This is a genomic window from Halostella sp. PRR32 (genome assembly GCF_034808085.1).
Classification (GTDB): Archaea; Halobacteriota; Halobacteria; order Halobacteriales; family Natronoarchaeaceae; genus Halostella; species Halostella pelagica.
On record NZ_JAXHGL010000007.1, the window covers coordinates 51840 to 77107 of the forward strand.

28 protein-coding genes are annotated in these 25268 nt (G+C 58.8%); 13 read left to right on the top strand and 15 right to left on the bottom strand.

What is annotated here, in order from left to right:
• Positions 1-298: 298 nt before the first annotated feature.
• The 3 genes from SM753_RS17990 to SM753_RS18000 are packed head-to-tail and all read right to left on the bottom strand — an operon-like array spanning position 299 to position 2106.
• Entirely contained in the window at positions 299-1180 is an 882-nt protein-coding gene (locus tag SM753_RS17990; protein ID WP_004594607.1) for a class I SAM-dependent methyltransferase, read from the bottom strand.
• Between the two features lie 7 nt (positions 1181-1187).
• A complete protein-coding gene (locus SM753_RS17995) occupies positions 1188-1559 on the bottom strand; it encodes a hypothetical protein (RefSeq protein WP_135306274.1) in 372 nt (123 codons plus the stop codon).
• 52 nt (positions 1560-1611) lie between these two features.
• Positions 1612-2106, bottom strand: coding sequence for a DUF411 domain-containing protein (locus tag SM753_RS18000; RefSeq protein ID WP_004594605.1), 495 nt, complete (start codon positions 2104-2106; stop codon positions 1612-1614).
• A gap of 456 nt (positions 2107-2562) precedes the next feature.
• On the opposite strand from SM753_RS18000, the gene SM753_RS18005 reads away from it, so the two are divergent.
• Entirely contained in the window at positions 2563-3561 is a 999-nt protein-coding gene (locus SM753_RS18005) for a universal stress protein (RefSeq protein ID WP_004594604.1), read from the top strand.
• Between the two features lie 264 nt (positions 3562-3825).
• On the opposite strand, the gene SM753_RS18010 is transcribed toward SM753_RS18005, so the two are convergent.
• Together SM753_RS18010 and SM753_RS18015 are read right to left on the bottom strand one after the other, a co-directional pair.
• Positions 3826-4113, bottom strand: a complete 288-nt coding sequence (locus SM753_RS18010) for a hypothetical protein (RefSeq protein WP_004594603.1) — start codon at positions 4111-4113, stop codon at positions 3826-3828.
• Positions 4114-4119: 6 nt separating this feature from the next.
• Entirely contained in the window at positions 4120-4584 is a 465-nt protein-coding gene (locus tag SM753_RS18015; RefSeq protein WP_225935281.1) for a DoxX family protein, read from the bottom strand.
• Positions 4585-4813: 229 nt separating this feature from the next.
• Here SM753_RS18015 and SM753_RS18020 point away from each other — a divergent pair, with 229 nt between their 5' ends.
• The 3 genes from SM753_RS18020 (at position 4814) to SM753_RS18030 (ending at position 8345) form a co-directional block, all read left to right on the top strand.
• Positions 4814-5101 (top strand): hypothetical protein, encoded by a 288-nt coding sequence (locus tag SM753_RS18020; protein ID WP_092817284.1) that lies wholly within the window; start codon positions 4814-4816, stop codon positions 5099-5101.
• Between the two features lie 65 nt (positions 5102-5166).
• Positions 5167-5916 carry a helix-turn-helix domain-containing protein gene (locus SM753_RS18025; protein ID WP_092817285.1) on the top strand — a complete coding sequence of 250 codons (750 nt, stop codon included), beginning with the start codon at positions 5167-5169 and terminating at the stop codon, positions 5914-5916.
• A 59-nt stretch (positions 5917-5975) separates the two neighbouring features.
• Positions 5976-8345, top strand: coding sequence for a cation-translocating P-type ATPase (locus tag SM753_RS18030; RefSeq protein ID WP_177167484.1), 2370 nt, complete (start codon positions 5976-5978; stop codon positions 8343-8345).
• Between the two features lie 9 nt (positions 8346-8354).
• Here SM753_RS18030 and SM753_RS18035 read toward each other — a convergent pair whose 3' ends face one another.
• Positions 8355-8795, bottom strand: coding sequence for a winged helix-turn-helix transcriptional regulator (locus tag SM753_RS18035; RefSeq protein ID WP_162498094.1), 441 nt, complete (start codon positions 8793-8795; stop codon positions 8355-8357).
• Between the two features lie 280 nt (positions 8796-9075).
• On the opposite strand from SM753_RS18035, the gene SM753_RS18040 reads away from it, so the two are divergent.
• Positions 9076-10983 (top strand): hypothetical protein, encoded by a 1908-nt coding sequence (locus SM753_RS18040; protein ID WP_092817287.1) that lies wholly within the window; start codon positions 9076-9078, stop codon positions 10981-10983.
• 594 nt (positions 10984-11577) lie between these two features.
• On the opposite strand, the gene SM753_RS18045 is transcribed toward SM753_RS18040, so the two are convergent.
• From SM753_RS18045 to SM753_RS18065, 5 genes are all read right to left on the bottom strand, one after another.
• On the bottom strand, positions 11578-12753 hold the full coding sequence (locus tag SM753_RS18045; protein WP_011222414.1) for an NAD(P)/FAD-dependent oxidoreductase: 1176 nt from the start codon (positions 12751-12753) through the stop codon (positions 11578-11580).
• 28 nt (positions 12754-12781) lie between these two features.
• Positions 12782-13783: a DUF63 family protein gene (locus SM753_RS18050; RefSeq protein ID WP_004594600.1), complete on the bottom strand. Its 1002-nt coding sequence runs from the start codon at positions 13781-13783 to the stop codon at positions 12782-12784.
• Positions 13780-14004 carry a hypothetical protein gene (locus SM753_RS18055; protein ID WP_004594599.1) on the bottom strand — a complete coding sequence of 75 codons (225 nt, stop codon included), beginning with the start codon at positions 14002-14004 and terminating at the stop codon, positions 13780-13782. Before SM753_RS18055 ends, SM753_RS18050 begins: the two co-directional genes overlap by 4 nt.
• 17 nt (positions 14005-14021) lie before the next feature.
• Positions 14022-16628, bottom strand: coding sequence for a heavy metal translocating P-type ATPase (locus SM753_RS18060; protein ID WP_004594598.1), 2607 nt, complete (start codon positions 16626-16628; stop codon positions 14022-14024).
• A 94-nt stretch (positions 16629-16722) separates the two neighbouring features.
• Positions 16723-17313 carry an AsnC family transcriptional regulator gene (locus tag SM753_RS18065; protein WP_049986206.1) on the bottom strand — a complete coding sequence of 197 codons (591 nt, stop codon included), beginning with the start codon at positions 17311-17313 and terminating at the stop codon, positions 16723-16725.
• Between the two features lie 134 nt (positions 17314-17447).
• Between SM753_RS18065 and SM753_RS18070 the strand changes: the two genes are divergently transcribed.
• Together SM753_RS18070 and acnA are read left to right on the top strand one after the other, a co-directional pair.
• Entirely contained in the window at positions 17448-17645 is a 198-nt protein-coding gene (locus SM753_RS18070) for a heavy-metal-associated domain-containing protein (protein WP_049938510.1), read from the top strand.
• 71 nt (positions 17646-17716) lie between these two features.
• Positions 17717-20500 (top strand): aconitate hydratase AcnA, encoded by a 2784-nt coding sequence (acnA, locus tag SM753_RS18075; RefSeq protein ID WP_011222418.1) that lies wholly within the window; start codon positions 17717-17719, stop codon positions 20498-20500.
• An 11-nt stretch (positions 20501-20511) separates the two neighbouring features.
• Here the strand turns inward: acnA and SM753_RS18080 are convergent, their stop codons facing one another.
• Together SM753_RS18080 and SM753_RS18085 are read right to left on the bottom strand one after the other, a co-directional pair.
• Positions 20512-20910, bottom strand: a complete 399-nt coding sequence (locus SM753_RS18080) for an SHOCT domain-containing protein (RefSeq protein WP_089649904.1) — start codon at positions 20908-20910, stop codon at positions 20512-20514.
• A gap of 28 nt (positions 20911-20938) precedes the next feature.
• On the bottom strand, positions 20939-21499 hold the full coding sequence (locus SM753_RS18085; protein ID WP_011222420.1) for a DoxX family protein: 561 nt from the start codon (positions 21497-21499) through the stop codon (positions 20939-20941).
• 114 nt (positions 21500-21613) lie between these two features.
• Between SM753_RS18085 and SM753_RS18090 the strand changes: the two genes are divergently transcribed.
• The 4 genes from SM753_RS18090 to SM753_RS18105 all read left to right on the top strand — a co-directional run bounded on the left by SM753_RS18090 (position 21614) and on the right by SM753_RS18105 (position 23120).
• Positions 21614-21964 carry a winged helix-turn-helix domain-containing protein gene (locus tag SM753_RS18090; protein WP_049938495.1) on the top strand — a complete coding sequence of 117 codons (351 nt, stop codon included), beginning with the start codon at positions 21614-21616 and terminating at the stop codon, positions 21962-21964.
• A gap of 3 nt (positions 21965-21967) precedes the next feature.
• Positions 21968-22243 carry a hypothetical protein gene (locus SM753_RS18095; RefSeq protein ID WP_004515576.1) on the top strand — a complete coding sequence of 92 codons (276 nt, stop codon included), beginning with the start codon at positions 21968-21970 and terminating at the stop codon, positions 22241-22243.
• Positions 22244-22380: 137 nt separating this feature from the next.
• Complete coding sequence (locus SM753_RS18100) at positions 22381-22776, top strand: hypothetical protein (protein ID WP_004594583.1); 396 nt, start codon at positions 22381-22383, stop codon at positions 22774-22776.
• A gap of 146 nt (positions 22777-22922) precedes the next feature.
• Positions 22923-23120: a heavy-metal-associated domain-containing protein gene (locus SM753_RS18105; RefSeq protein WP_134671634.1), complete on the top strand. Its 198-nt coding sequence runs from the start codon at positions 22923-22925 to the stop codon at positions 23118-23120.
• A 173-nt stretch (positions 23121-23293) separates the two neighbouring features.
• On the opposite strand, the gene SM753_RS18110 is transcribed toward SM753_RS18105, so the two are convergent.
• Both SM753_RS18110 and SM753_RS18115 read right to left on the bottom strand, forming a co-directional pair.
• Positions 23294-23887: an ArsR family transcriptional regulator gene (locus SM753_RS18110; RefSeq protein ID WP_167599472.1), complete on the bottom strand. Its 594-nt coding sequence runs from the start codon at positions 23885-23887 to the stop codon at positions 23294-23296.
• A 6-nt stretch (positions 23888-23893) separates the two neighbouring features.
• Positions 23894-24196, bottom strand: a complete 303-nt coding sequence (locus SM753_RS18115; protein ID WP_134671635.1) for a hypothetical protein — start codon at positions 24194-24196, stop codon at positions 23894-23896.
• 295 nt (positions 24197-24491) lie between these two features.
• Here SM753_RS18115 and SM753_RS18120 point away from each other — a divergent pair, with 295 nt between their 5' ends.
• Positions 24492-24839, top strand: a complete 348-nt coding sequence (locus SM753_RS18120) for a four-helix bundle copper-binding protein (protein WP_134671636.1) — start codon at positions 24492-24494, stop codon at positions 24837-24839.
• A gap of 43 nt (positions 24840-24882) precedes the next feature.
• Positions 24883-25260, top strand: coding sequence for an SPW repeat protein (locus SM753_RS18125; RefSeq protein WP_134671637.1), 378 nt, complete (start codon positions 24883-24885; stop codon positions 25258-25260).
• Positions 25261-25268: the final 8 nt, after the last annotated feature.

A 25268-nucleotide genomic window follows, 5' to 3' on the forward strand; every position in this document is an offset into this window, starting at 1 on the left:
CTTAGCAATCCAAAGTCGGGATACATAGCGATTTGAGCCGTGCTGCACGGTTTGGCTTTTCTGACTCCACAATCAACGGTTAGTACCTCACAATCCCGAACTATCGTTCGAGTATACCAACGGATTCCTATCTGTGTCCTATATAAATACTGGAGTCTGAACCAATTCTAAACCTATGGGTCACGATCCACCACACGACAATCACGAGCAGTGAAGACCCCACAGGTCCATCCAAATTCGTGGATGCTCAAGCGTCGACGTGACGATCCGATTCTTTCTTGCGCCGTGCAAGTAGCAGTCAAGTAGTCTCTAGTTCCGCAACGAAGATAACGTGTCGCAGGAACGGCAGCGCGTGGTGAGCCTTCCGTACCTGCTCAGTAATCGCTGGGGGATCGAGATCATACGCTCCTAACAGTCGTTCAATGAGAGCCCGGAGCGGGCTCGTGAGTAGCTGGAGGTACAGCGTCGTCCACTTTCGGAAGCGTCCGACGCTGTGTTTCGTGATATCTTCGACCGCTTTGAGCTCAAAGCTCGTCTCGTCGAGAGCAGCTTTGTATCCTTCAACAGTACCCAAGGACGGCATATCCCACGCATCCGCAAATGAATCGACCAATCTCCGTTCCGTTTCAGTCACGTCTGACTGCATCACGAGATCGGAGACTACGAGAACCCCCTCGGGTTCGAGGGTATCTGCGACTGTAGCGAAAACGCGATTCCGCTCGGGGAGGTATACGAGTGCGTCGATGGCTGTACACGCGGTAAACGAGTCCCTGGTAAACGGGAGTTGTGTCGCGTCACCGATGATGAACTCGGAATCGAGGTGCTTACCCCGTGCGTTCTCGGTTGCCATCTGGATGTTGTACGGAACGAGGTCGACACCAGTGACGTTGAAGCCGAACTGATAGGCGAGGTGGAGGGCTGGACCCCCCCGACCGCAGCCGACATCGAGGAGGCGCACTCCGTCGGTTGTGGGTAGATGCGACGCGACCCTTGAGCCGACTTCCGTGACGAGGCGACGTTGACTCGAACCGGCTATATGTGGCTGGTACCACTCCGAGTAGCCGAGATTGAGGAACTCGTCAGTATCGAACAGGAGGTCGAACGCCCGCCAGATATCGGCTCGCTCGCCGCGGTAAGAAAACTGGTCGGTGATTCGGTGGCGGAGAGTACTCTGATCCATCGGCCACCTACTCGAGTTCGGAAACCTCCGAATAGCAGTACTCGGATTCGTCGCAGTACGCGAGGTCGGCACACCCGCGAGGACGCTGGTAGTCGATTCCCTTGTGCCGCCGGAGATACGTCACGTAGCCGTCGTCCACGCGGTCTAGGATGTCATGACAAATCCACTTCTCCCCGAACCAAGTGGCGCCCAGATTTCGGTACGGACACAGGAAGATCGTCCGTTCGACCGAATCGATCTGTGGCGTCTCGACGATCCGGACACCGACAAGACGATACGCGATACGAAGACGGGTGACGACCGAGTCCGGCGTATTCGCGCCAAGGAAAAGTACGTACGCGAACACATACCCGAGGCCATGGAGGAGTCGTCGAATCATCGTTCAGGCTGTCGACTGCCGTCCCAAAGTATCTTGACCAGATGTTCTCTGTTCAGATCTCGGTGTACACGTCACCTGTCTTTCCGCCGCCGAGTTTGTAGACGGTGAATGTGTCGGACTTCGTCCCGCCCATCCCCGGCGATCCAGCCGGCATCCCGGGCAACGCGATGCCGTCAATCGCCGGCTCTTCCTCGAGCATCGTCGCGATAACCTCGGCAGGAACATGTCCTTCGACGACGTACTCGTCGAGGACGAGTGTGTGACAGCTCTGTAGATCCGATGGAATACCGTGTTGGCGCTTGAGATCCGTCACGTCCTCGGTTTCGGTTTCCCCGAGCGTCGTGTCGAGCTGTTCCCGCAGGTACGACGCATATTTTCCACAACAGCTACAGCCTGGTGAACTGTATTGTTGGGCGTTCGTCACCGCTAGCGTTCCCTCGATATCCCACTCATCCCCACTCGATGACCCCAAACAACCGGCGGTTCCGAGTGCGACTGTCGTCGCACCGACCCGTAGTAGTTCGCGACGAGTTACGGCCCGTTCCATATGCTCGTCACTTGGCTCGGAAGTATTCAATTGTACGTCGACCTTTCCTGTGTATTGAGAACGGATTCAAGCACGACGGGGAAGGTGACTTTCAGTTCTGAGGAGGAAACCCCAAAGGTCAGAGTCCCGTATTCGTCTCTATGTGGCGACCCTCATCGGTCGAGGGTGCTGCCGTGACGGTTTTCCGTCAACGAGCATATCGGCCTTAAATTGCGCCCAACATGACCCAGAGCATGACTCGTCGCACCGACTCCGACACTTCACTCCTCGAAACTGTGGGAAATACGCTCTCGTCGAACTGATGCGACTCCAAACGACGTCTCCACTCTTTTCGAAATAGACGTGCTATAGCGAGTTACTTGCGATAAAAGCCTCAAGTCACCACCCCAGAGACTGTTCTCCCGGTTTCGATTCTTAACAGAAAGCACGGTAAATCGTCGTTACGTATAGATATGTATGAACTCCCCCAGCCATCTAGAAGTTCGAGAAGGTGCGGACATCAACCTGTACAACCAGATCCTCATTCCACTCTACGGAGCTGATATAAGGGACTCAGTGGTCCAATATGGCCTATCACTTGCAGAAACGTATGATGCGGCTCTCCACGTGTTATATATTCAAGATGAGGAACGCACGGAGGTGGAATCCGATCAAGTCACTAAACAAGAGGAATGGGACGCAGCAGCGGTAATTGAACCCGTGGTGGATCAGGCCCACTCGCTCGGACTCAATGTGATACCAGCAGTGGATAGTGGGCACTCTCCAGGTGTTATTCGGGAATACGCTGAGGAGAATGATATCGATTTGCTTGTCCACCAGAAACCTACACAGACTAGATTAGCACGAATTCTCCGGAGAGACGTCTCCAGCCACATCATTCAAAATATCTCTCTTCCTGTCTTGACGATACCTGATATGGATCCCTCTGATCCGGTAGGAGAGTTATCTACTAGTCAGTTCACAGATATTCTCGTGCCTACGGATGGATACGACGAGGCATCTGTGGCCTTCAAACATGGGCTACAAATTGCTAAACGGTATGATGCAACCCTACATGGACTTTTTATCATTTCCGAACAGTCCTATTCGAGTCGGCCTGGATTCACGTGGGAAGAGGTCACTGACTCTTGGGAACAGCGGGGAACTCGGCTCTTGGAGGACATTACGGAGAAGGCAGCGACCTTGGACGTTCCTGTCCGAACTACGTTGAGCTTTGGTCAACCTCAGCAGGAGATTCTCAAATACACTGAGGTGACTGACATCGACCTTGTTACAATGGGGACACGAGGATTGACTGGCATTCGTCGGCTATTACAGGGAAGCGTCGCAGCTCAAGTGATCGAGGAAGCAGATTACCCCGTTCTAACGATTAACCGAAGGACAGCTGAATTGAAAAAACACCCGTACACCTTTCTTCGAAAGACAAACCAGAATCGGAAGTCAAGGCTATATTGAAATATTATTTGTAATATACTAATTTCAGTCTTAAATTCGGAAATTCTAATTGCGTATTAATCCCCGTTTCTTCTACCAAACCAAAGAGTGTTAAGTTCGTTCTGCTGAATAAAGCGCGCGTACTGACCAGAAGGAAAACCAAGAAACGACAGGGCTACTCCTAAAAATCGTGTTTGTCTTCACGTTTAGGTGCATCAGATGGACGTTAGTGCGAGCAACGCGAAAAGTTAACTGGCAAATGGCTCCACGGACTGAGTTGTTGAACTAGTCGTCCATGCCGGATGGGGTTTGGCCCGTAGTCGATCCCGACGGTGCCGACCCTGCGGCAAACTTGTAAACGGCGACGAGTCCCCAAATCACCAAGCCGAGCAGGATGATGCCCGCCCTAATGTCGATGGGGACCACTGCAGCGTGTTCGATTGCTCCCTCGCTATCGACTGGGTGCCCGGCTCCCAGTAGCATGTCGAGCAGGCCGATCACGACGACGCCCAAGACAACCAGGCCACCGCCGACGTACATGGCGATTTGGTCTGCCGTTGATAAGTCACTCATTGGTAGTCACCCGAGGAGTTTCCGTAATCGCGTGTTCTCGAACAGTTCCATCTCACGCAGGCGGTTATCGACTGCCAGGACGCCGCCCGCTCCAAGTGCCACAATGGTTCCGAAGACCATGATCCCAAGGAGTTCACCCGTGACCATACCGTTGGCCCAGCCGCCACCGTAGCCGTTGATGAAGTAGAAGAACAGCATCATGAAGGCACCAAAGAAGGCGGCGGTCCTCGTGAGGACACCGAGTATCAGCCCGAGACCGATGGCGGTTTGCCCAAGCGGTACCGCCACGTTGACGAACGCCAACAGGATGCCGTCGCTGAACGGCGTGACGAAGGGGGCGAGAATCGTGCCCTGAGCGGCTCCGCCGACGAACCAGCTGGCGTCGAAGGGCCACGCCCAGATTTTGTCAAGGCCAGCGTGGAGCATCCACCACCCGGCGGTCAGCCGGAGCAGCAGGATCCAATACGACACACAGTATCGGAAAGTAGAACGCTACCAATCGCTTGGTTTCCACCTCTATCGGCTCGAATCCATCCTCTCGTCTCTGTTCGGCACTTTTCATACTTGATCTGACGCCTGTATTCGGGACAATATGAGGGAGTCGCGTCTATGACAAAGATATGGGATTTTCAGCAAGCGAGTCACTGTCGACCACATTTCCAACACTACCCCTTTCCGACCCGGAAGAGAACGAACAGCCATGCCCAGCGATTCCGACTCGAACGGTGTCCGCGTCTGGCTCGTCGAGCGGACGTACTCCGACGACGAGCAGAATCTCATCATCCTCACCTATGCAACCCCAGACGGTGAACGATACTTCCGGAAAGAACGGGCGCTCACTTCCTTCACCGACGTCCGCGACACGACGGCCGCCGTCGACGCCGACCCGGACAATCTCGGCTCGGTCAATGACGCCGATCTGCAGGAGCAGTACGCCGCCGAGGCCCAGCGAATGCGGGAGGAACACGACCCCGACGACGTGATCTGACTCCAGTCGACACGATGGCAGCACCGAGCCCACGTGTTATATCCAGCCGCCCTCTACGCGTGGGTATGCGCGAACTCGTCTTCGCCCTCGAATACGAGCCGGGGTGTAACAGGGTGGCGGACGCCCTCGCTGACCACCCCGACGCCCGCGTCCGCTCGCTCTCGCTGCACGCCACTGCGGAGCAGCTCTGGCGAGTCGACCACGCGACCGGCATTCCGGACGCACTCGACGCCATCGAGGACGCCTTTCTCACCAGCGACTACTACGCCGACTGTCTGGCTACCGAGGACTGCGGCGCCACACAGACCACTCGCGTCCTCGACCGCACGGACGACACGCTCGTCCTGTACTCCGACTGGGAGCGCACCCCCTCCTGCGCGTCCGTCCCCCACATCGCCCGCGACCATCTCGGCAAGAGCGTGTTGTTCGAGACCCGTCACGAGGGCCGCCACTACACGTGGCGACTCATCCACTCCGGAGAGGGCGACGTGGCCGCGTTCTTCGACGCCCTCGAAGTCGCCGTCGGGGACTGCGCCCGGATGGAGATGCTCCGAACCGCGGACACGACTGCGTCGGTGGGGGGAAGCGACGAGACGCAAAGTGGTCTGTCGCCGGAGCAGGAGGCCGCACTCCGGGCAGCCGTCGAACACGGGTACTACGAGTCCCCACGCGAAGTCGACGTCGGCGAACTGGCCGAGCATCTCGACGTGCCGCGGTCGACGCTCACCTACCGACTCCGCCGGGCGGAGGAACACTTGGCGAAGCAGCACGTCGCCGACGAACGGTTGCCCGAAGATCCCCCGGCAACACGCTGAACCTCGATTTGGAATATTCCAACAAAGGCTTATCGAACTGACGCCCCTACTGTGAGGTGATGACAGAGAATCCGGACGCAGCGGGGGAGACGAGCGGGGGCGGGCAGCGACGGGAGCTGACCGCCCGCCTCGTCGTCCCCGAGATGGACTGTCCGTCCTGCGCCCAGAAAGTCGACAAGAGCCTCCAGCGCGTCGACGGCGTCGTTGACGCCACGCTCCAGCCGACCACCGGTACGGCCAACGTCACGTACGACTCAGACCGCATCAGCGAGGCCGATGTGGTCGACGCAATCGAAGGCGCCGGCTACGAGGTCGTCAGAGAGTCGGATTCCGACCACGATGAGTCAGAGGATGCGGCCGGTGGCGCCGACATCGCGCCACCGTCGGAGGTCTGGACGAGTCCTCGCGCGAAGAAGACGTGGCTCGGCGCGGCGTTCGTCACGCTCGGCCTCCTCTTCGAGTTCCTCCTCACCGGGCAGAACGTCACGGTGGCGAGCGTCCTCGAGTACCCGCTCCACATCGCCGACGTCCTGTTCCTCGGCGCTGTCGCCGCCAGCGGCATCCCCGTCGTCCGCAGCGGGTACTACTCCGCGAAGAACCGAAGCCTCGACATCGACCTCCTGATGGGGACGGCGATCATCGCGGCGACCGGTATCGGCTACTTCGTCGAGGCGGCGACGCTGGCCGTCCTGTTCAGCATCGCCGAGCTGCTCGAGGATTACGCGATGGACAGGGCGCGGGACTCCCTGCGCGAGCTGATGGAACTCTCGCCCGACGAGGCCACCGTCGTGCGCGACGGCGAGGAAGTCACGGTGCCCGCCGACGAAGTGGAGGTGGGTGAGACCGTGGTCGTTCGCCCCGGTGACAAGATTCCGTTGGACGGCACGGTCGTCGAGGGCGAGAGCGCGGTCGACCAGTCGCCGATTACCGGCGAGAGCGTCCCCGTCGACAAGACCGCCGGCGACGAGGTGTACGCGGGCGCGATCAACGAGGAGGGCTACCTCGAAGTCGAAGTCACGTCGACGGCGGGCGACTCGACGCTCTCGCGCATCATCGAGATGGTGCAGGGCGCACAGGCGAAGAAGACCGACACCGAGCAGTTCGTCGACCGCTTCTCGGGCTACTACACGCCGGTCGTGGTCGTGTTGGCAATCCTGACCGCCGCCATTCCACCGTTGGTCATCGCCGACCCCGTCTCGGTGGACGTGGCCGGGTACGGGTTCACCTTCGCCGGCGACTGGCAGACGTGGTTCATCCGCGGACTCACCCTGCTGGTGATTGCCTGCCCGTGCGCGTTCGTCATCTCGACGCCCGTCTCCGTGGTGTCGGGGATCACCAGCGCCGCGAAGAACGGCGTGCTGATCAAGGGCGGCAACTACCTCGAAGCGATGGGCGAAGTCGATGCCGTCGCGCTCGACAAGACGGGGACGCTCACGAAGGGCGAACTCGCCGTCACCGACGTCGTCCCGGTCGGCGACACCACTGAGGACGATCTGCTCCGTCGCGCCGCCGGGCTGGAGCGGCGCAGTGAGCATCCCATCGCCGCAGCGATTCTCGCCCGTGCCGACGAGGCGGGCGTGGGCAACCTGCCCGACCCGACTGGCTTCGAGAGCCTCACCGGGAAGGGCATCCGCGGGGAGATCGACGGCGAGACGTACTACGCGGGCAAGCCCGCACTCTTCGAGGAGTTGGGCTTCGACCTCGCTCGGGCACGCCGCGAGACGGACGGCGGCGTCGTGGCGGAAGAGGCGGCCGAGTCCGACGACGGGGCGTTCGCCGAGGACGCGCTCGCCGCGCTGGAGCGGGAGGGCAAGACGGTCGTTATCGTCGGAACGGAGTCGGAGTTGCTGGGTGCCATCGCCATCGCCGACGAGGTGCGCCCGGCCTCGAAGCGGGCCGTCCAGCGCCTGCAGGAGCTTGGTGTCGAGCGCGTCGTGATGCTGACGGGCGACAACGAGGGCACCGCCCGCGCCATCGCCGAGCAGGTCGGCGTCGACGAGTACCGCGCCGAACTCTTGCCGGAGGAGAAGGTCGACGCCGTCGAGGAGTTGCAGGCGGAGTACGGCGAGGTGGCGATGGTCGGCGATGGCATCAACGACGCGCCCGCGCTCGCCACCGCGGAGGTCGGTATTGCGATGGGAGCCGCCGGCACCGACACCGCGCTCGAGACCGCCGACATCGCGCTGATGGGCGACGACGTCGGGAAGCTGCCGTACCTCTACGAACTGTCGCACACGGCCAACGGCGTCATCCGGCAGAACATCTGGACGAGCCTCGGCGTGAAGGCGCTGCTTGCCGTCGGCGTGCCGATTGGGCTCGTCAGCGTCGCCGTCGCTGTCGTCGTCGGCGACATGGGGATGAGTCTCGGCGTCACCGGGAACGCGATGCGGCTGTCACGGATCGAGCCCGACCGGTTCTCCGACACCTGACGGCCTCCTTCACTCTCCAAGTCTGCTGTACTCCCGGAGCTGTTCCCGGAGGCCGTCTTCCTCGACTGGAGGATCGAACTCTCCCTCGTTCTCTCGTGCCCACTCCGTCAGCTCCCCGACGTCTTCGTCGAAGTGCCGGCGTAACGCTTTGATCGTGCGGTACCGCTCCGTGAGACCTGTGTGGTCGAGGTAGAGGCGGAGCTTTGCGCCCGCCTCGGTCAGGCGGTATGCGTGGGAGGTGCCGCGCCCCTCGATTTCTCGGCGCTCGTACAGTCCGAGTTCCTCGCCCTCCCGCAGGCGGGTCGAGACCGTCGACCGGCTGACCGTCGATTCCTCCACTAACCGTGTGAACTGGCTCCCGTTTGGTTCGATTTCACAGAGCAGTTCGACCGCGCCCTTGGCCTCGAGGTAGGCCGACAGGGGTGCGTCCGAGCCGTCTTCACCACTCATGGCACCAATAGTACAGTACATACTATACTAATACTTGGGGATTGTGCCGCCGCTGAACGGTGCAGAGCGGATAGAATACCGACACGCGTTTACGCGTCCCTCCACTTCACAGGCATCAGTCACCGACGGGGTCTGCTTCCCGGAAACACGGAAACGACACGCCCTCAGTTTAGTACAAATCATACCATTGATCGGCAAAATGATGCTCGCGAACGCGGCGGACGCGGCGACAGCCGACCCGAGGAGACACCGAGTCGTCACCGTCTCGAACCCTCCATAGATGCCGCTGGACGACTCCCTCCGAGACGCCGTGAACGACGTGCGGCTGCAGGCGGAGGAACTCTTCCCCGAACACGGCAATCTCACGTACGTCATCGGAAAGATCGTCCTCCCGACCCACCTCCTCGCGGACGGACACGACCACCAGACCAACACCCCCTTCGACTTCGAGGGGATGCTCAAACTGGCCATCTACAGGCGCGTGACCGGGATGAGTCAGGAGGCCATCTCCGACCAGCTCGAAAGCTGGCCCTACCTCCAGCAGCGGTTCGGCTTGGACGGTGCCCCGTCGCAGGAGACCATCTCCTACACGAAGCGACACCGGTTCGAGGATCTGGACACGCGCCATTTCCTGCGGGCGGTCGCCGACGAGTTTGCCGAGTTGACCGAGGAACACGACTCCACGTACAGCCCCGACCAGCCGCCAGACAGCGATCCGTCACCGGAGGAGGTCGCGGCGAGCGGCGAGCCGATTCACCACTACGTGGATCGGCACGCCAAGCACGTCATCACCGGGGCGCAAAACGAGGTCTGGCCGGTGCTTGACACCGGCCGCGCCGACAACACCAAGCACGCCGACAGGCGGGTGTGGGAACACCAGACCGCGATGAGCCTCTCGAAACGCGCGGGGACGCACAGCGTGTTCCGGACGTTCAACAAGTTCCGCCGGGACGCACTCCACCACGACACCCACCTGTACGCAGTCCAGATGCTCGGCCTCCCCGACGATCACGACTACGACCTCTCCGAGTACCCCGGAGCCCGCCTCCCCACGCCCGACTGGCGAGACGTCGCCTCCTCTGTCACGAACCAGTTCAACGCCGCCGTCGACAGGCAGATGGCCAACATCGCGCCGACCGCGCTGTTCACAGAGCCGGTGGTGGCCGCCCTCGACACGACCCACGACCCGTTCAACGTCTCCCCGTGGAAGGACGAAGAGGACATCGAGCCGGAGGACGACCGGATCGCGGTCGGCAGAGACACGGGAAGGACGAAGGTGCCAAAGGACGACTACCCCGAGATGGTGAACGGCGGCGAGGACAGCCACACCTACCAGTACGAGTACGCGACGCTCACGGTCGTCGGTCGGAACGCACCCATCGTGCTGGCGGTCGAACCCGTCCGTCACGACTCGACGTGGGAAGGGGAGGAGGGGGAGACCGTCAGCTGGGCCGAAGTGGTCGACCGCTTGCTCACACAGGCGCGGAAGCACGTCGACATCCAGCTCGTGATGGCCGACCGGGCGTTCGACGGACACGCCGTCGGCCACGTCATCGACCAGTACCACGGCGTGAACTACCTGATTCCCAAAAAGAAGAACGCGACCGTCGGGGGCGAGAACGTCGCCGACAAGTTGGGCGACGTGAAGGAAGACATGACGCTGCGGAGTCGCGTCGAACGGGACGCGTCCCTGTACCTGACCTCGGACACCCCGTACGTGGACGTGGCGGACGACCCGACCGTGGGCGAGGACGGCTACAGCCACGACGCGAGCTTTCTGTACGTGCCGGCGGAGGACGAGGACTGGGCCGTGGACGAGGACAACGAGTACGCCGTGTTCGTGACGAACGCGGACGACGTGTCGCCGATGGAGGCCATCGGGCTCTCTGACGAGTACTCCAAGCGGTGGGACATCGAAATCGAGTACAAGATGGTCAAGCCGCTGCTGCCGTCGATCCGGTCGACGGACTACCGGATGCGGTTCTTCACGTTCGCGTACAGCCTGCTGCTGTACAATCTGTGGCGGATGGTGGATCACTCGCTGAAGACGTTGGTGTCGGAGGTGTACGACGAGTACGGCCGAGGGCCGCACGAGGAGCGGTTGGATCCGTTGCTGACGCTGGCCGACCTCCACATGACCGTGGTGGCGTTGATGCTGTTGCCGGACGGGGTCGACCCGCCGTTCTGACGGGGGCAACTTTCTAGTAATTATTCTGACCGATTAGCGACTCGTAGCTCTGCCACACTCCGTTTTCGCCGGTATTTATCGGAAAGAGTATGTTTTCGTCGGTGGTGGCCGGAGCAAGTCCCGACTGACCTCCCAAATACCGATTCACCCCCGATAATCGGTTGATTCGGTTGGTAGCTACCCCTACTTTCCGAAACTATGGACAACCAGGCTCCCGAGACCGAGAACGACGTCTCGGTTCCGAGAAAATTCGTACGGATGGATTGAGTTGACATGGCATACTTCACCTCACGGCTGATTTTGTCAGATGTAGTAAAAAAGATTGATGGTGTTCGTGATTTCTAAGAGTCGGGGCTCATTTCAGGAACGCGGATATCCGAGGTGAGTTGGATGATTCTCAAGAAGGAATTCGGTCACCCTCTACGGACTGATTGTGTGCTGGGGCGTGTAAGCGGGAACACTGATGAAGCCGAGCCCACCGAATTCTGGATCTCGGAAAATTCGCTTGAGGGACTCCATTTGCTGATTTAATCCTCTGTACTTACCGATCCTCCCAGTAGCTAACAGATTCTGAGAATTTAACTCGAGCGGATGTCAATTAATCAACTCCCATTGGTTAGTCATTCCTCCATAGACACGGTTTAAAACTCGTCGTCTCGAGAAAATACGGGCAAACAAAACAGGGTGGCGGAGGAGACGCAGTAGAACTGTACTCGGAGACCGGTCAACGTCTTCAATATCGATCCCGGCAGCGGCACGAATTGCTGCTCCCAGAACCTTGGGATTACGAGTTTCAAGAAAGTATCTCACAACTGTGGCGAAAATGTACTCCGTTTTCATCCTCTGATATAAACTGTCAGGAAAATTGTGTAATTGGCCGCTGTTAGCCAACTCTGCGGCCAAGAATCCCGATTCAACGGCCTGTGAGATCCCCTTTCCGGTGAGTCGGTTTGCGATACCTGCAGCATCACCCACCCGTACGACGGAATGCTCCGGTAGATAGGTTCTGTCGGGATCAAGGCTTGGTCCCTCGGGAATGATTGCGACGTTCGTCCGTTCCTGCGACGGGACTGGCCACCCATTCCGCTTACAGGCTTCCCTCAATGCCTTCATATAATCACTAGGCCGGTCACTGACCGTCCAGCCGATACCAACGTTGGCTCGTTGCGATGTCTTCGGGAATGCCCACGAGTACCCTGTATAGTTCTCCAGAATTATCCGGCTGTTCGGGTACAACTCGGTGAAGTCCCCTTCGACATCACTGTTAAGCGCTACCATATATCCTGAATACTCGTTGGTTGTTCCGAGCGCTTTACTAGAGAGTGATGGCTGACCGGTTGCATCAACGACGAGATCATACTCATCGGTGAACTCGTGGAAATCTGTCCGTGTGATAGACTGGTTTTCGTGGATGTCAACACCCTTCTCTGAGAGTTGTTCTGCCCAGGACTGCTCAACGACATTTCGGTCCGTTATATATGTATCCGCAGCAGGAAAGGTGCCGGCTCCAGTGCGGTGGCGATCGGCGTCGATTCCGTCATACACCTCCACTTCCATCGCTGGCAGCGGATTGAGAAAGCCGTTCTCTACAGTCGGCTCGAGTGGGATCTTCGATACCGCTGTCATCGCTTCTCCGCAATTAACGCGTTTGCTATCGTAGGACTGCCGCTCATATAGTTCGACGACGAATCCAGCGTCGTCGAATCCAGCAGCTGCTGCAAGCCCGGCCATCCCTCCACCTATTACCGCAATTTTGGACGTTCGTGTCATCGGTTTTTGCCAATCTTTGAGGCCATCGTTAAGCTCCCAACAGCATCCGAAGTGACCCACGAACGCCCATCGGGAGTCCGATCGCTCCGATGAAGAACGTCATAAGCCACCACCACGTGTGATTCATCTCCTCTTTCGCATCGGCGAGATACCACACGATGCCGACAGTCACGACGAGTTTCAGCACGAACGTCGATCCGGAGAATCCAGTCGCCTGGTACACGAGATTCGTCACGACCAGCTTTGGGGAGTAGCCGAGGAACGTCACACCGATGAGATTCTGCGCAGCGTCCCACAACTGGCCGAAAACGGCCAGCAGAATTAGCGGGTGTCGAAGGTGTGTGATATTGACGAAACTCGCGCCCCAGTAGTAGAGTGCGGTTACGCCGAGCGCTATCCCCGTCGTCGCGACAGGAACCCATAGGCGGAGTGGGGTCGATGTCGAGAGGCCGTGCCAAACAGCCCACCAGACGGCCCCGACAGCCCACACCGACCCGACGAGCCCGACTGTTAGCGGGATAGATCCGATATTTTGGTCACGCAAGAGTGCACCGACACCGAGCGCGAGGATGGTGACAGCGGTGACGACGATGTAAATCGATGGCGTGATGAACCACACCGCGTAGTCCCCGAGCAGCCCGAGATCCTCGAGGGCGCGCATCGCCCCACCTGCGATGATGATCGGAGCGAACCCGTAGGCCAGTCGTGCGTCGAACGTGACGTCGAGTTGGTCGAGATACGCACGTAGTCCGGGGAGGCTGTATACGACTGCCGCGAGGTAGATTACCGTGTTCACCGCGTTGTAGCCCTGGACAGCACGAACCCCCTCGTGCGTGACTGGCTGACCGGCCGCATCGGCGACGACTGGTCCCCAGAGATACTGCCAGATGAACCGGTCGTAGACCAACGTCGGAAACACGAGGATGCCCCCACCGAGAAGGACGAGCGGGGCCAGCAGGTACAGCGCCCACCACTCGCGTGAGCCGGTCTCCGGAAGGACAGTCTCGACGCGGCGGGTGACAGTACTCACGACCCGTTCACCTCCAATCGCCACGTCGTGCTTTTCGAGCGCCCCCACTGTTCGAGTGAAACGATTGTGAGTTCGTCCTGGAGCTGGCTGAGATACTGCGCGACTGCCTTGGGAGATCCGTCGAGGTCGCTGGCAATCTCGCGAGCCCGGAGGTATGTCGGTTCGCTACTGGCTGTCTCGACGAGGTACCTTCGAACCGTGTGCCGGGAAATATTCGACATTGATCTAGAGGTGACGGTTAGCGAAGAAATCCGAAGAGCTTGTAGTCGTGATCGGGGGTGTACCGCCGGAACAGGAGACTGTTCGTCAGCACCGACACCGACGAGAACGCCATTGCTGCTGCAGCGAGCACGGGCTGGAGGAGGCCGAGCGACGCTAACGGAATCATCGCCGTGTTGTAACCGAGCGCCCACACGAGGTTCTGTTTGATCTTCTGGAGTGTCGCGTCTGAGATTCGGATCGCCTTTACCACGTCGAGCGGGTCGTCTCGCATCAGCGTGACGTCTGCAGCTTCGATGGCGACGTCGGTGCCGGAGCCGATTGCTGTCCCGACGTGTGCGACCGCGAGTGCCGGAGCGTCGTTGACGCCGTCACCGACCATCATCGCCTGCCGGCCCTCGTCTTGAATACTGTCGACCGCGTTGGACTTGTCCTCAGGAAGGACTCCTGCGCGGACGTTCTTCGGGTCGATACCCACCTGTTTAGCGACCGCACGGGCAGTTCGCTCGTTGTCGCCCGTAATCATCATCACGTCAACTCCCCGCTCTTGGAGTGCTGTGACAGCCTGCTTGGAGCTTTCCTTCACTGTGTCGGCGTCGGCGACCACACCCACGAGCTCCCCCTCGTAGGCGACCAGCATCGCCGTCTTCCCCTCGTTCTCGAGGCGTTCCATCGTCTCCTCAGCGGGAGAGGGGTCGATCCCGTTGTCCCGCAGCAGCTTGCGGTTGCCGACCAGCACCTCGCTGTCACCAATGACTGCTTTGATCCCGTGGCCCGGAACGTTCTCGAAGTCGTCAGGCTCAGTCACGTCCAGGCCGCGTTCTTCGGCCCCTTCGACGATTGCACGGGCGAGCGGGTGTTCGCTGCCGCTTTCAGCTATCGCCGCCAGTCGAAGCACATCATCCTCTGAGAGGCGCTCACGGGTGCTGAGCTGTCCACCATCTGGGGTCGGCTCGCCACCGTCAGTCACCACATTTCCATCGCTATCAAAGACGACCACGTCGGTGAGTTCCATTTCACCCTCCGTGAGGGTGCCCGTCTTGTCGAAGACGACCGTGTCGACGTCTTTTGCGCGTTCGAGGATGTCACCGCCCTTGAACAGGACGCCGTTCTGGGCACCAATCGTCGTCCCGACCATCGTCGCTGCGGGCGTCGCCAGCCCCAGCGCACAGGGACAGGCGATGAGGATCGAGGACGCGAAGACAATTATCGCGAACTCGAAGACTGAAACGGTCCCACCGACCGGGGCCGGGCCGCCAGCAACCTGACCCCACAGCGGGAGCCAGTCGACGAAGCCAGCGAGAGCCTCGGGGAACAGGAACCAGACGACACCCCAGAGAAGGGCGTTCGCGATGACCGCAGGCACGAAGTACGCGGAGATGCGGTCGGCGAGATTCTGGATGTCGGGCTGGCGCGACTGGGCCTCCTTGACTGTCTGGACGATCTGTTGGAGGGCCGTGTCTTCTCCAACCTTCGTCGCCTCCACGACAAGGACGCCGTTCTCGTTAATCGTCGAGCCGACGACCTCATCGCCCTCCTCTTTCTCGACAGGCACAGATTCGCCAGTGACCATTGACTCGTCGACGGCAGACTGACCGTCGACAACGACACCGTCTGTGGGAATCTTCTCACCTGGACGAATTTTCATCCGGTCACCAGTTGTGACCTCTTCAAGCGGAACTTCTTCTTCACTGCCGTCCTCGCGGACAATGGTCGCCGTTTCGGCTTCCATTTCGAGGAGCTTTCGGAGGGCCTCACCCGCTTGGCCCTTCGACCGAGCTTCGAGATAGTTACCCAACGTGATGAACACGAGGATGAGGGCTGCCGTGTCGAAATAAAGTCCACCTGCAATGAGTTCAGCAAGGACTGCCACAGAGTATAGATAGGCCGTTGTTGAACCGATCGCAATCAGCACGTCCATATTGGCGCGGCCGTTCTTCACGATCGCCTTGTACGAGTTCTTATAGAACGGCCAGCCGAGGATCGCCTGTACCGGCGTGGCGAGGAGGAACTCAACCCAGCCAAGTTCCACACCGAAGACGGCTTCAGGGACGATCGCGCCACCGAGCAGATAATTGTCGATGAGGAAGAAGAGCAACGGTGCCGATAACACTGCCCCAAAGAGGGTCAACCTGAGTTGCTTCCGAGTTTCGGCTTGACGGGCGGCATCTCGTGCGTCCTGGCCCGACTCTTCGTCGGCACCATCTTCGCGGACGGGCGAGTAGCCAGCCTCCTCGATAGCATCGTACAGCGCACCAATAGATACTTCCGCAGGATTGTAGGTGACCTGTGCTTCGTCGGTTGCGTAATTGACCTCCGCATTAACGACGCCCGGAATATTTTCAAGAGCGGTTTGGTTGGTCTCGGCGCAGTTGGCACAGGTCATATCGGAGATGGCAATCGTTACCGTCTCAGAGACTGCGCCGTACCCGGCCTCGTCGATCGCGTCGTAGATTTCTTTGAGCGATACCTCTTCAGGGTCGTAGGTGACGGAACCCTCGTCGGTGGCGAAGTTCGCATCCGCCTCCGATACCCCGTCGAGCGATTCGAGAGTGTCCTGGATCGTCGCCGAACAGTTGGCGCAGGACATTCCCGTGATATCAAGATGGATTGTTTGGCTTGTCATGCTTGTTCTACTATACGGGGTCTAGGTTTAGGCGATTTACTGCTTCGAGAGGCGGGGTTTCGACTGCAGGAAAATTTGGATTCCAAAGACGGCGTTACGCTCCCTCTTCGAGTCGCTGATACCGATCGTCGAACCGTGTGAGACAGGACGGACAACAGAAGTGATAGATCTCTCCGTCGATTCTCGTCGTTTCACCTTGATTATCAACGGTATTGTTACATTCAGCACAGGTGAGTGCAAATTCGACGCCATCAACGGACGGCGTCCATTCAAGCTCGTCAATTAGTGTGACGGTGTAATCTGCTACATCGATCTCGTTAAAGAGTCCATCTACCCACTGACGTACGTTCTGGGCTTCAACACGGGCATAGAACCAAAGATCTCCTTCGGAGGTCGTGAAGACGTGTTCAACGCCATCTGACTCTCGAGCCCGCTCGCGGGCGGCCTCCAACGACGCTGAGCCGATTTCGGCCTGAATAAATACCGGTACACCAGCTCGGAGATGAGCCCGGTTGACGTCAATCGTGAAGTTGTTAATGATGCCAGCTTCCTGTAATCGCTTTACCCGGTCAGAAACGGCTGGCCCCGACAAGTCGACCTCCTCGCCAATATCGCTGAACGGGCGGCGGGCGTCATCAGCGAGTAACGAGAGGATTTCTAAGTCGGTTTCATCCAAATTGCGCATACGACCGCTTCGTCTCGCAGGATACATTATTGTTGCCCACAACACACCTTCGAAATCGGTGATCTAGGGCTGCGACAACATTGGATTCTAAGCAGAAAACCACATAGAATACTCGCCCCTATCTACGAATGGATATGACTCAGACAATCACCGTCGAAGGAATGACCTGTGAACATTGCGAGCAGACCGTCGAAGAGGCACTCGAAGAAGTTGAGGGGGTTACGTCCGCTACTGCGGATCGTGACTCAGAATCCGCGACGGTCGAGGGGTCCGCTGAACGGGATGAGCTTGTGACTGTGGTCGAAGACGCTGGATACGATGCCTCTGCGTAACAAATCCCGATTCTCGTCGAATCGGATTCGGAGAGGGATTGATACGACTGCCAATCCCAGGTGTAGATACTATGACTGATACACTTCCGTTCGATGCCGTCCGCGAGCTCGACGTCGACGGGACGACGTACAAGATGGCCGATCTTCGAGCACTCGAAGAGCAGGGGCTCTGTGACCTCGACACGCTCCCTGTGAGCATCCGTATTCTGCTTGAGTCGGTGCTCCGGAACGCCGACGGCGAAACTGTTACTGCAGCGGATGTCAAGAATGCTGCTGGCTGGAAGCCAGACGTACCGGACGCAGAGGTTCCGTTCTCTCCATCACGAGTCGTCCTGCAAGATCTCACCGGTGTACCCGCAGTCGTCGACCTGGCGGCCCTTCGATCCGAGGTCGACCGCAAAGACCGAGATCCCACCCTGGTCGAACCGGAGATTCCTATTGATCTCGTGATCGACCACAGCGTCCAGGTCGACTACTTCGACTCCGAGGACGCCTACGAGAAGAACGTCGAACTGGAGTACGAGCGAAACGCCGAACGGTATCGCGCGATCAAGTGGGCGCAGAACGCCTTCGAGAACTTCAACGTCGTCCCGCCGGGGACCGGTATCGTCCACCAGGTGAATCTCGAACATCTGGGTCGGGTCGTCCACGCCCGCGAGCAAGACGGCGAGAACTGGCTCCTGCCGGACACGCTCGTCGGCACGGACAGCCACACCCCGATGATCGGTGGCATCGGTGTGGTCGGTTGGGGCGTCGGCGGCATCGAAGCGGAAGCGGCGATGCTCGGTCAACCGGTCACGATGAAACTCCCCGAGGTCGTCGGCGTCCGTCTCGAAGGCGAATTACCCGAGGGCGCGACGGCTACGGATCTCGTGCTCCACATCACCGAACGACTCCGCGAGGTCGGCGTCGTCGACCGGTTCGTGGAGTTCTTCGGTCCCGGTGTGGAGAATCTCACAGTCCCCGACCGGGCCACGATCGCCAATATGGCGCCCGAACAGGGCTCGACGATCAGTATGTTCCCGGTCGACGAGCAGACGCTCGAGTATCTCGAACTCACCGGGCGTGATCCCGACCACGTCGACCTCGTTCGCGAGTACCTCGAAGCCCAAGGGCTGTTCGGGGAACAGGAACCAGAATATACTGAGGTCGTCGAGTTCGACCTCTCGACAGTCGAACCGAGTCTGGCCGGACACAAGCGGCCACAGGACCGGATTCCGATGGGGGACGTGAAACAGAGCTTCCGGGGACTTCTCCACGGGGAGTTCGAGGACGACCTCGATGATGTCGACGAGGACGCCTTGCAGCGGTGGCTCGGTGAGGGTGGTGCAGCTGATGCGGAGACCGACGGTGGCGTTCAGGTCGAACCCGAATCGGAACTGCACCCGTTAACCAAACGTGTCGAGGTCGACCTCGACGGTGAGACGGTCGAAATCGGACACGGAGACGTCCTCGTCAGCGCCATCACGAGCTGTACGAACACGTCGAACCCGTCGGTGATGATCGCTGCTGGACTGCTCGCCCAGAACGCCGTCGAGAAAGGCCTAGACGTCCCGCCGTACGTCAAGACGAGTCTCGCACCGGGTAGCCGTGTCGTCACGCAGTATCTCGAAGAATCGGGGCTGCTTCCGTATCTCGAAGAGCTCGGGTACGCCGTCGTCGGCTACGGCTGTACCACCTGTATCGGTAACGCTGGGCCGCTTCCCGATCCCATCGAGCAGGCAATCGACGACCACGACCTCTGGACGACGAGCGTTCTCTCCGGGAACCGGAACTTCGAGGCGCGTATCCACCCGAAGATCCGCGCGAACTACCTCGCGAGCCCGCCGCTCGTCGTCGCCTACGGGCTCGCAGGGCGGATGGACATCGATCTCGAACACGAGCCGCTGGGCACTGACGATGAGGGTAACCCAGTCTATCTGGCGGACATCTGGCCGGACGCAGCGGACGTGCAGGCCGCAATCCACGAGAACGTCTCTCCGGAGATGTTCGAGGAGAAGTACGCCTCCGTGTTCGAGGGCGATGAGCGATGGGCTGCTCTCGACGCGCCCACGGGTGACGTCTACGAGTGGGATGAGGACTCGACATACATCCGTGAACCGCCGTTCTTCAAGGACTTCCCGGTAGAGAAACCCGGCGTCGCCGATATCGAGGACGCACGCTGTCTACTGACGCTCGGCGATACCGTTACGACCGACCACATCAGTCCAGCCGGCCCGTTCGGTCCCGACCTCCCCGCAGGTCAGTGGCTGCTCGATCACGGTGTCGAGCCACACGAGTTCAACACCTACGGCGCACGTCGGGGCAATCACGAGGTGATGATGCGGGGGACGTTCGCCAACGTCCGAATCGAGAACGAGATGCTCGACGACGTCGAGGGTGGCTACACGATCCACCACCCGACCGACGAACAAACCACGGTGTTCGAAGCCAGTCGCCGCTATCGGGACGAGGGGATACCGCTCGTCGTGATGGCTGGCGAGGAGTTCGGAACTGGGTCTAGCCGGGACTGGGCGGCGAAAGGAACGGACCTGCTCGGTGTCCGCGCAACCATCGCCGAGAGTTACGAGCGCATCTACCGCGACAACCTCGTCGGCATGGGTGTGCTTCCCCTGCAGTTCGATGATGGCGACTCGTGGGAATCTCTCGGTCTGGATGGGTCGGAGGTCTTCACGATCCACGGCCTCGATGACGGGCTCGACGTGATGGACGAACTGACCGTTATCGCCGAGCGTGCGGACGGGTCGACTGTCGAGTTCCCGGTCACAGCACAGGTCGGCACGCCGGCCGCCGTAACCTATATCGAACACGGCGGAATCCTCCACTACGTCCTCAGACGCCTCCTCAGACAGTAACACCAACGCGGTCAGAAACGATCGTCGTCGGACACCAGGCGGGCGCGACGGTGATCAAACTCCTCGTCGTCGATTTCGCCACGAGCGTACCGTTCTTGGAGAACAGCGAGTGCGCTGTCATCAGTATGGCCGTCCGTAGGGGACCGCGTTGTCAGCCAGTAAACGGCGTAGACTGGGAGGGCGATCAGAAGTGCCATCCACAGGAGCCCGAACAGTATCATCCCCCAGCCCCAGCCACCCCAGCCGGCCATGTGGCCGCTGTTCCACATGCCGTCGTGCCAGCTCCACATCATTGATTCTGGGACGGTCGCGTGCGTTAGCGCCATTCCGGCGACGACGGCCAGAGTCAGTGCCCCAACGACGATGAATCCCAGAGAACGAATCCCGCGTGCTTGAATTGGATTTTGCATTGTTGTACTCCCAACGGTCTCGGCGTGGTTAGCCGAGGATGTATTCGAGGGCGGGGTAGCGCTCGACGAGCGTCTCGCCGCCGACGTCGTAGTTCTCGATGTACTGGTCGAGGCCCAGGATGCGGCCCGCGGCGAACGCGGCGACCGCGAGGAACACGAGCATGTACGCGAAGTCCCCGTTGATGAACCCGTGACCCATGTCCCAGTTGCCGAAGTAGAACATGAGCATCATCAGCGCGCCGAAGAACGCCGCGAGGCGGACGAACGCGCCGACGAGGAGGCCGAGGCCGATGAACAGCTCGCCGTACGGCACGGCGACGTTCGCGAACTCGACAAACCACGGCGTCGAACCCATCCACGCGAACAGGCCCGCCAGCGGGTTGCCGTTCGTCGCCGCAACGTTCGAGAGGTAGCCGCCGGCCGCGAACTCGCCGGTGATCTTCGTGAAGCCGGAGTACGCGAACGCGTAGCCCATCATGAGACGGAGCGCCAGCACGAACCACGCGCTGAGGCTGTGGACTTTCCCGCCGACGGTCAGGCCGCCGACTCTGCTCTCAAGCTGGTTCATGCCGGAGTCGAGTGTGGACATAATTATTGCACCTTCAACTATCAGTAGGCGGGTAGAGACGATATAATAGCGAGCCGGCGTTCTGAGTCAGAAAACCGGCGGGCTATATTACCCTCCTGTAGCGAGTACGGACGTGTGACTGAGGAGGCCGACCCGTCGGACATCTTCGCCACACTCGACGACGAGTACGCCCGCAACATCCTCGTGGCGACGAAGACCGACCGACTCTCCGCGAAGGAGCTCAGCGAGGAATGCGATATGTCACGCCCGACCGTCTCGCGGCGTGTCACCCGCCTCGTCGAGCAGGGCCTCCTCGAGGAGTACACGCACGTCGACCCCGGCGGACGGCACTACAGCGAGTACGAGGCGCGACTCGAGCGTGTCGAAGTACTCCTCCAAGCAGAGGGCTTCGACGTGCAGATCGATGTTCGGCCGGACCCCGCCGACCGGATTACGTCCATCTTCGAGGAAATGCGGGGAGACTGACTCATGGAACACACGTTATTCGTCATCGGCAAGCTGTTCACGACCGCCCTGGCGCTGGTGATCGCCTACCAGGCCTATCGCGGATACCAACGGCATCACACGCAGTTACTCCTGTACGTCGCCGCCGGCTTCGCATTGGTCGGGCTTGGCGGCCTCCTTGAAGGCGTCCTCTTCGAACTCCTCCAGGTGTCGATCTTCGAAGCAGGATTCGTCGCAGCACTCGTCACCGCAGCCGGGATGCTGTCTATCCTCTACGCCCTGTATGCCCCGAATCCATAAGGATTCAGGACGCCCATTCGACAAGCGGCCTCTGCGCGTCGTGCCCGGTTCGAAGCCGCTACTGTTCGGACTCCCCTCGTTCTCGATAGTGTAGCGTCGCAGTGGGAGTTATATCCATATCGGTCGTACCATATCGTATGATTCGAACACTCGTCGGTGTCCTCGGCGCTATCTCAGCGCTGTTCCCGGACGAAATCGTCGAGCTCTTCGAGAAACTCGCGATTTCGAATCCAGACGAGGGAACAGTGAGAGGGTGGATACGTCCAGCAGTCCGGTCGGAGGGTGTTCTGATAGCTGCGCTTTCACTCTTTAACGGGCGAGCATACGCGTTGCTGATGAATCTTACCGGCGTGTTCGGCGCGATAGTCCTCTTATTTCCCGACCTGTATCAGAGATTTGCCACCGCGTTCCTGTACGAGCGTCCAGAGTCGATAGAATGGAACGAGCGATTCCGCTTGGGCATTCGGGCTATCGGCGCACTCTATGTCTTTTTAGCGGCGAAGACGTACAGGGAGCGTCACAACGATACTTGAGCCTTCTCGCTATTGACACCTGGCGCATCCGATGTCTAGTTCGTTACGGCCGCAGGTATCGCTTTGAATCTAAAGTTTGAGCCCCACGATATCAGTATGATCGAAGGGGAAATCCGCTAAAGAGAGGAGGCCGTGTGTATCCCTGTATGACGACGACGATCATCGTGGAAGGCATGACGTGCGGTCACTGTGAGCAGACGGTCGAAGAGGCCCTCGAAGAGGTATCCGGCGTGACTGACGTGACCGTCGACAGGGAGAGCGAACAGGCGAGCGTCGATGGCGAGGTAGAGGTCACGACCCTCGTGGAGGCCGTCGAAGACGCCGGATACACCGCTCACGCCTGAAAGTAGTTCTCCCCCTCGCCAGGAACCCCAGTTTACTCCCCCATCAAGGAGATGATTGACGCCGTCCAGCCCTAAATTGCGGATTTACTTGCGACGTTAACGGACAAGATAGTCCGGATATTCGAAGCCAAGTACTGAGATATTTCACAGGCAAACTGCAAATCCGTAATGCTTTAGGGTTGTTTTCGGTGGTCTCGTCGCTCCCAAAAACGAGCGAGAGGACCATGGGAAATCGAGCCTTCGATATACTGTCTTCCCAGCTCTGTAATCCGGTATTTTCCGCGCTCAACCTTTATGACAAACCCGCGGTTTTCAAGTTCACTAAGCCGGCGGTTTACTTCCTCACGACTGTAATCAATATTGTACGCTATAATTGTAGGAGTTAGAATCAGCTCCTTTGAGTGGAAGAGGCCGAGAATAGCATCGTCAATCGGCATCATCCATTCATCCTGCTGTCGAACCTGAATCGGTTCTTGGAGAAAAACATCTGCCCACGCGTCTCGGCGCAGGTCGTTTTCAAGTGGATTATAGAGACCAAAAATGACCAAGAGGGCTGCAACTCCGTGTACCCAATGAACCAGTGACGGGAATAATAGCTCAGTGATTGGCCCACCAATCAGGAATAGTATCAGTCCAGCGACAGTGAGTAAGAGGAACCGATGGTAATCTACGACAGTGGGCTTGAAGAACAGAAAATAGAAGACCCCGAAACCTGTTATAAGGCCAACTGCGAGGTTATAATAGGTGAACAGAGAGTTTTCGAGCACCGCTAATCACCCTTCTACCGCGCTATTCTTGATTTGCTGATGGGTTGCGATAACTAACCAAAGAAAGATAGCCACGATAGTATAGAGGGCGCTTCGAATAGTGGCAAATAGTACGGTATCTGGTTCAAGGATGAACAGGATAACGTGATACACGATCGTCGCGGTCATCGTTACTGAGAGAAGCGCAATGACCGTACCAAAAGGGGATTCACGGAGAATGCGCCAGAAAAAGAGCGCTAAGAGCCCGGCTCCTGTTCCACTCATGATCGCAAAAATCGCGCTGAGTGTGTGAATCGTAGAATCGACCATAGTCGGGCTACGGTCCCAACAACCTTTAGTCCAGTTGCAAAATCCGTAGGCTGCCGATCACTTTTCCCTTGGAACGTCAAAGAGACGTCTCTAACACGGTATTAATAGGAAAATCGGATCTGCAGGACCTGCTTCTCTAGATATCACTCCCGACGATGCAGGGGAAATACGATATTACTCTCCGTCTCACCTATTGTGTAAATCAGGGTTACGCAGCAATAGGCCGTCTCACTAGTTCTCGTTAGGGCTCGGGGTGCTGATAACAAAGTGTGGTCGCGTTAGATGAGATAGTGAAATGGCTCTGACCCAGATCGACCACGTAGGCGAGAACGAACAAATGGCTGAATGTATCGATAACTGTCTCGCAGCGGCCCAAGCATGCGAGTGGTGCGCTGATGAGTGTCTCGGTGACGAGGAGATGGAAGAGTGTGCCCGTCTCTGTCGAGACGTCGCTGATCTCACTACGCTGCACGCGCGCTTCATGGCACGGGACTCGAACTACAGTCCGCAGCTCGCCCAGGCCTGTGCCGGGGCCTGTGAAGAATGTGCTGAGGAATGTGAGCGTCACGATGCAGAACACTGTCAGGTCTGTGCTGAGGTACTCCGCGACTGTGCGGAGACCTGCCGCGAGATGGCTTCATAAACGTAGAGTTCCATAACTGTCCATATTTGTTGGACCCGTTTTCATGGATACACCAACGAAGTCTATTACAGTCTTCACCGGGGCCCTCGGGATCTGGCTCATGGCTTTCCCGTTCATAGTGGGCTCACCGTCTCCTGCCAAGTGGAACGACGTAGTTGTAGGTGGAATGATCGCCACATTAGCAGGGTATAATTACTCACGTGAGCGAATACAGGGTGGACCCAGCAAGGGAATTTCTGGGATACTCGTGCTGCTTGGCGGGTGGCTTCTGTTTGCCCCGTTTGTCACCGGAGTCACTGGAGGTCTTCTTTGGAATGACGTGGCTGTCGGCGTTCTAGTGACCGCGTTTGCAGGATACAACGTGTACGTAGCCCCGTCTGAAGAACAGACGGTTACTCATACGCCAACCAATGATACCTGAATTCCCAG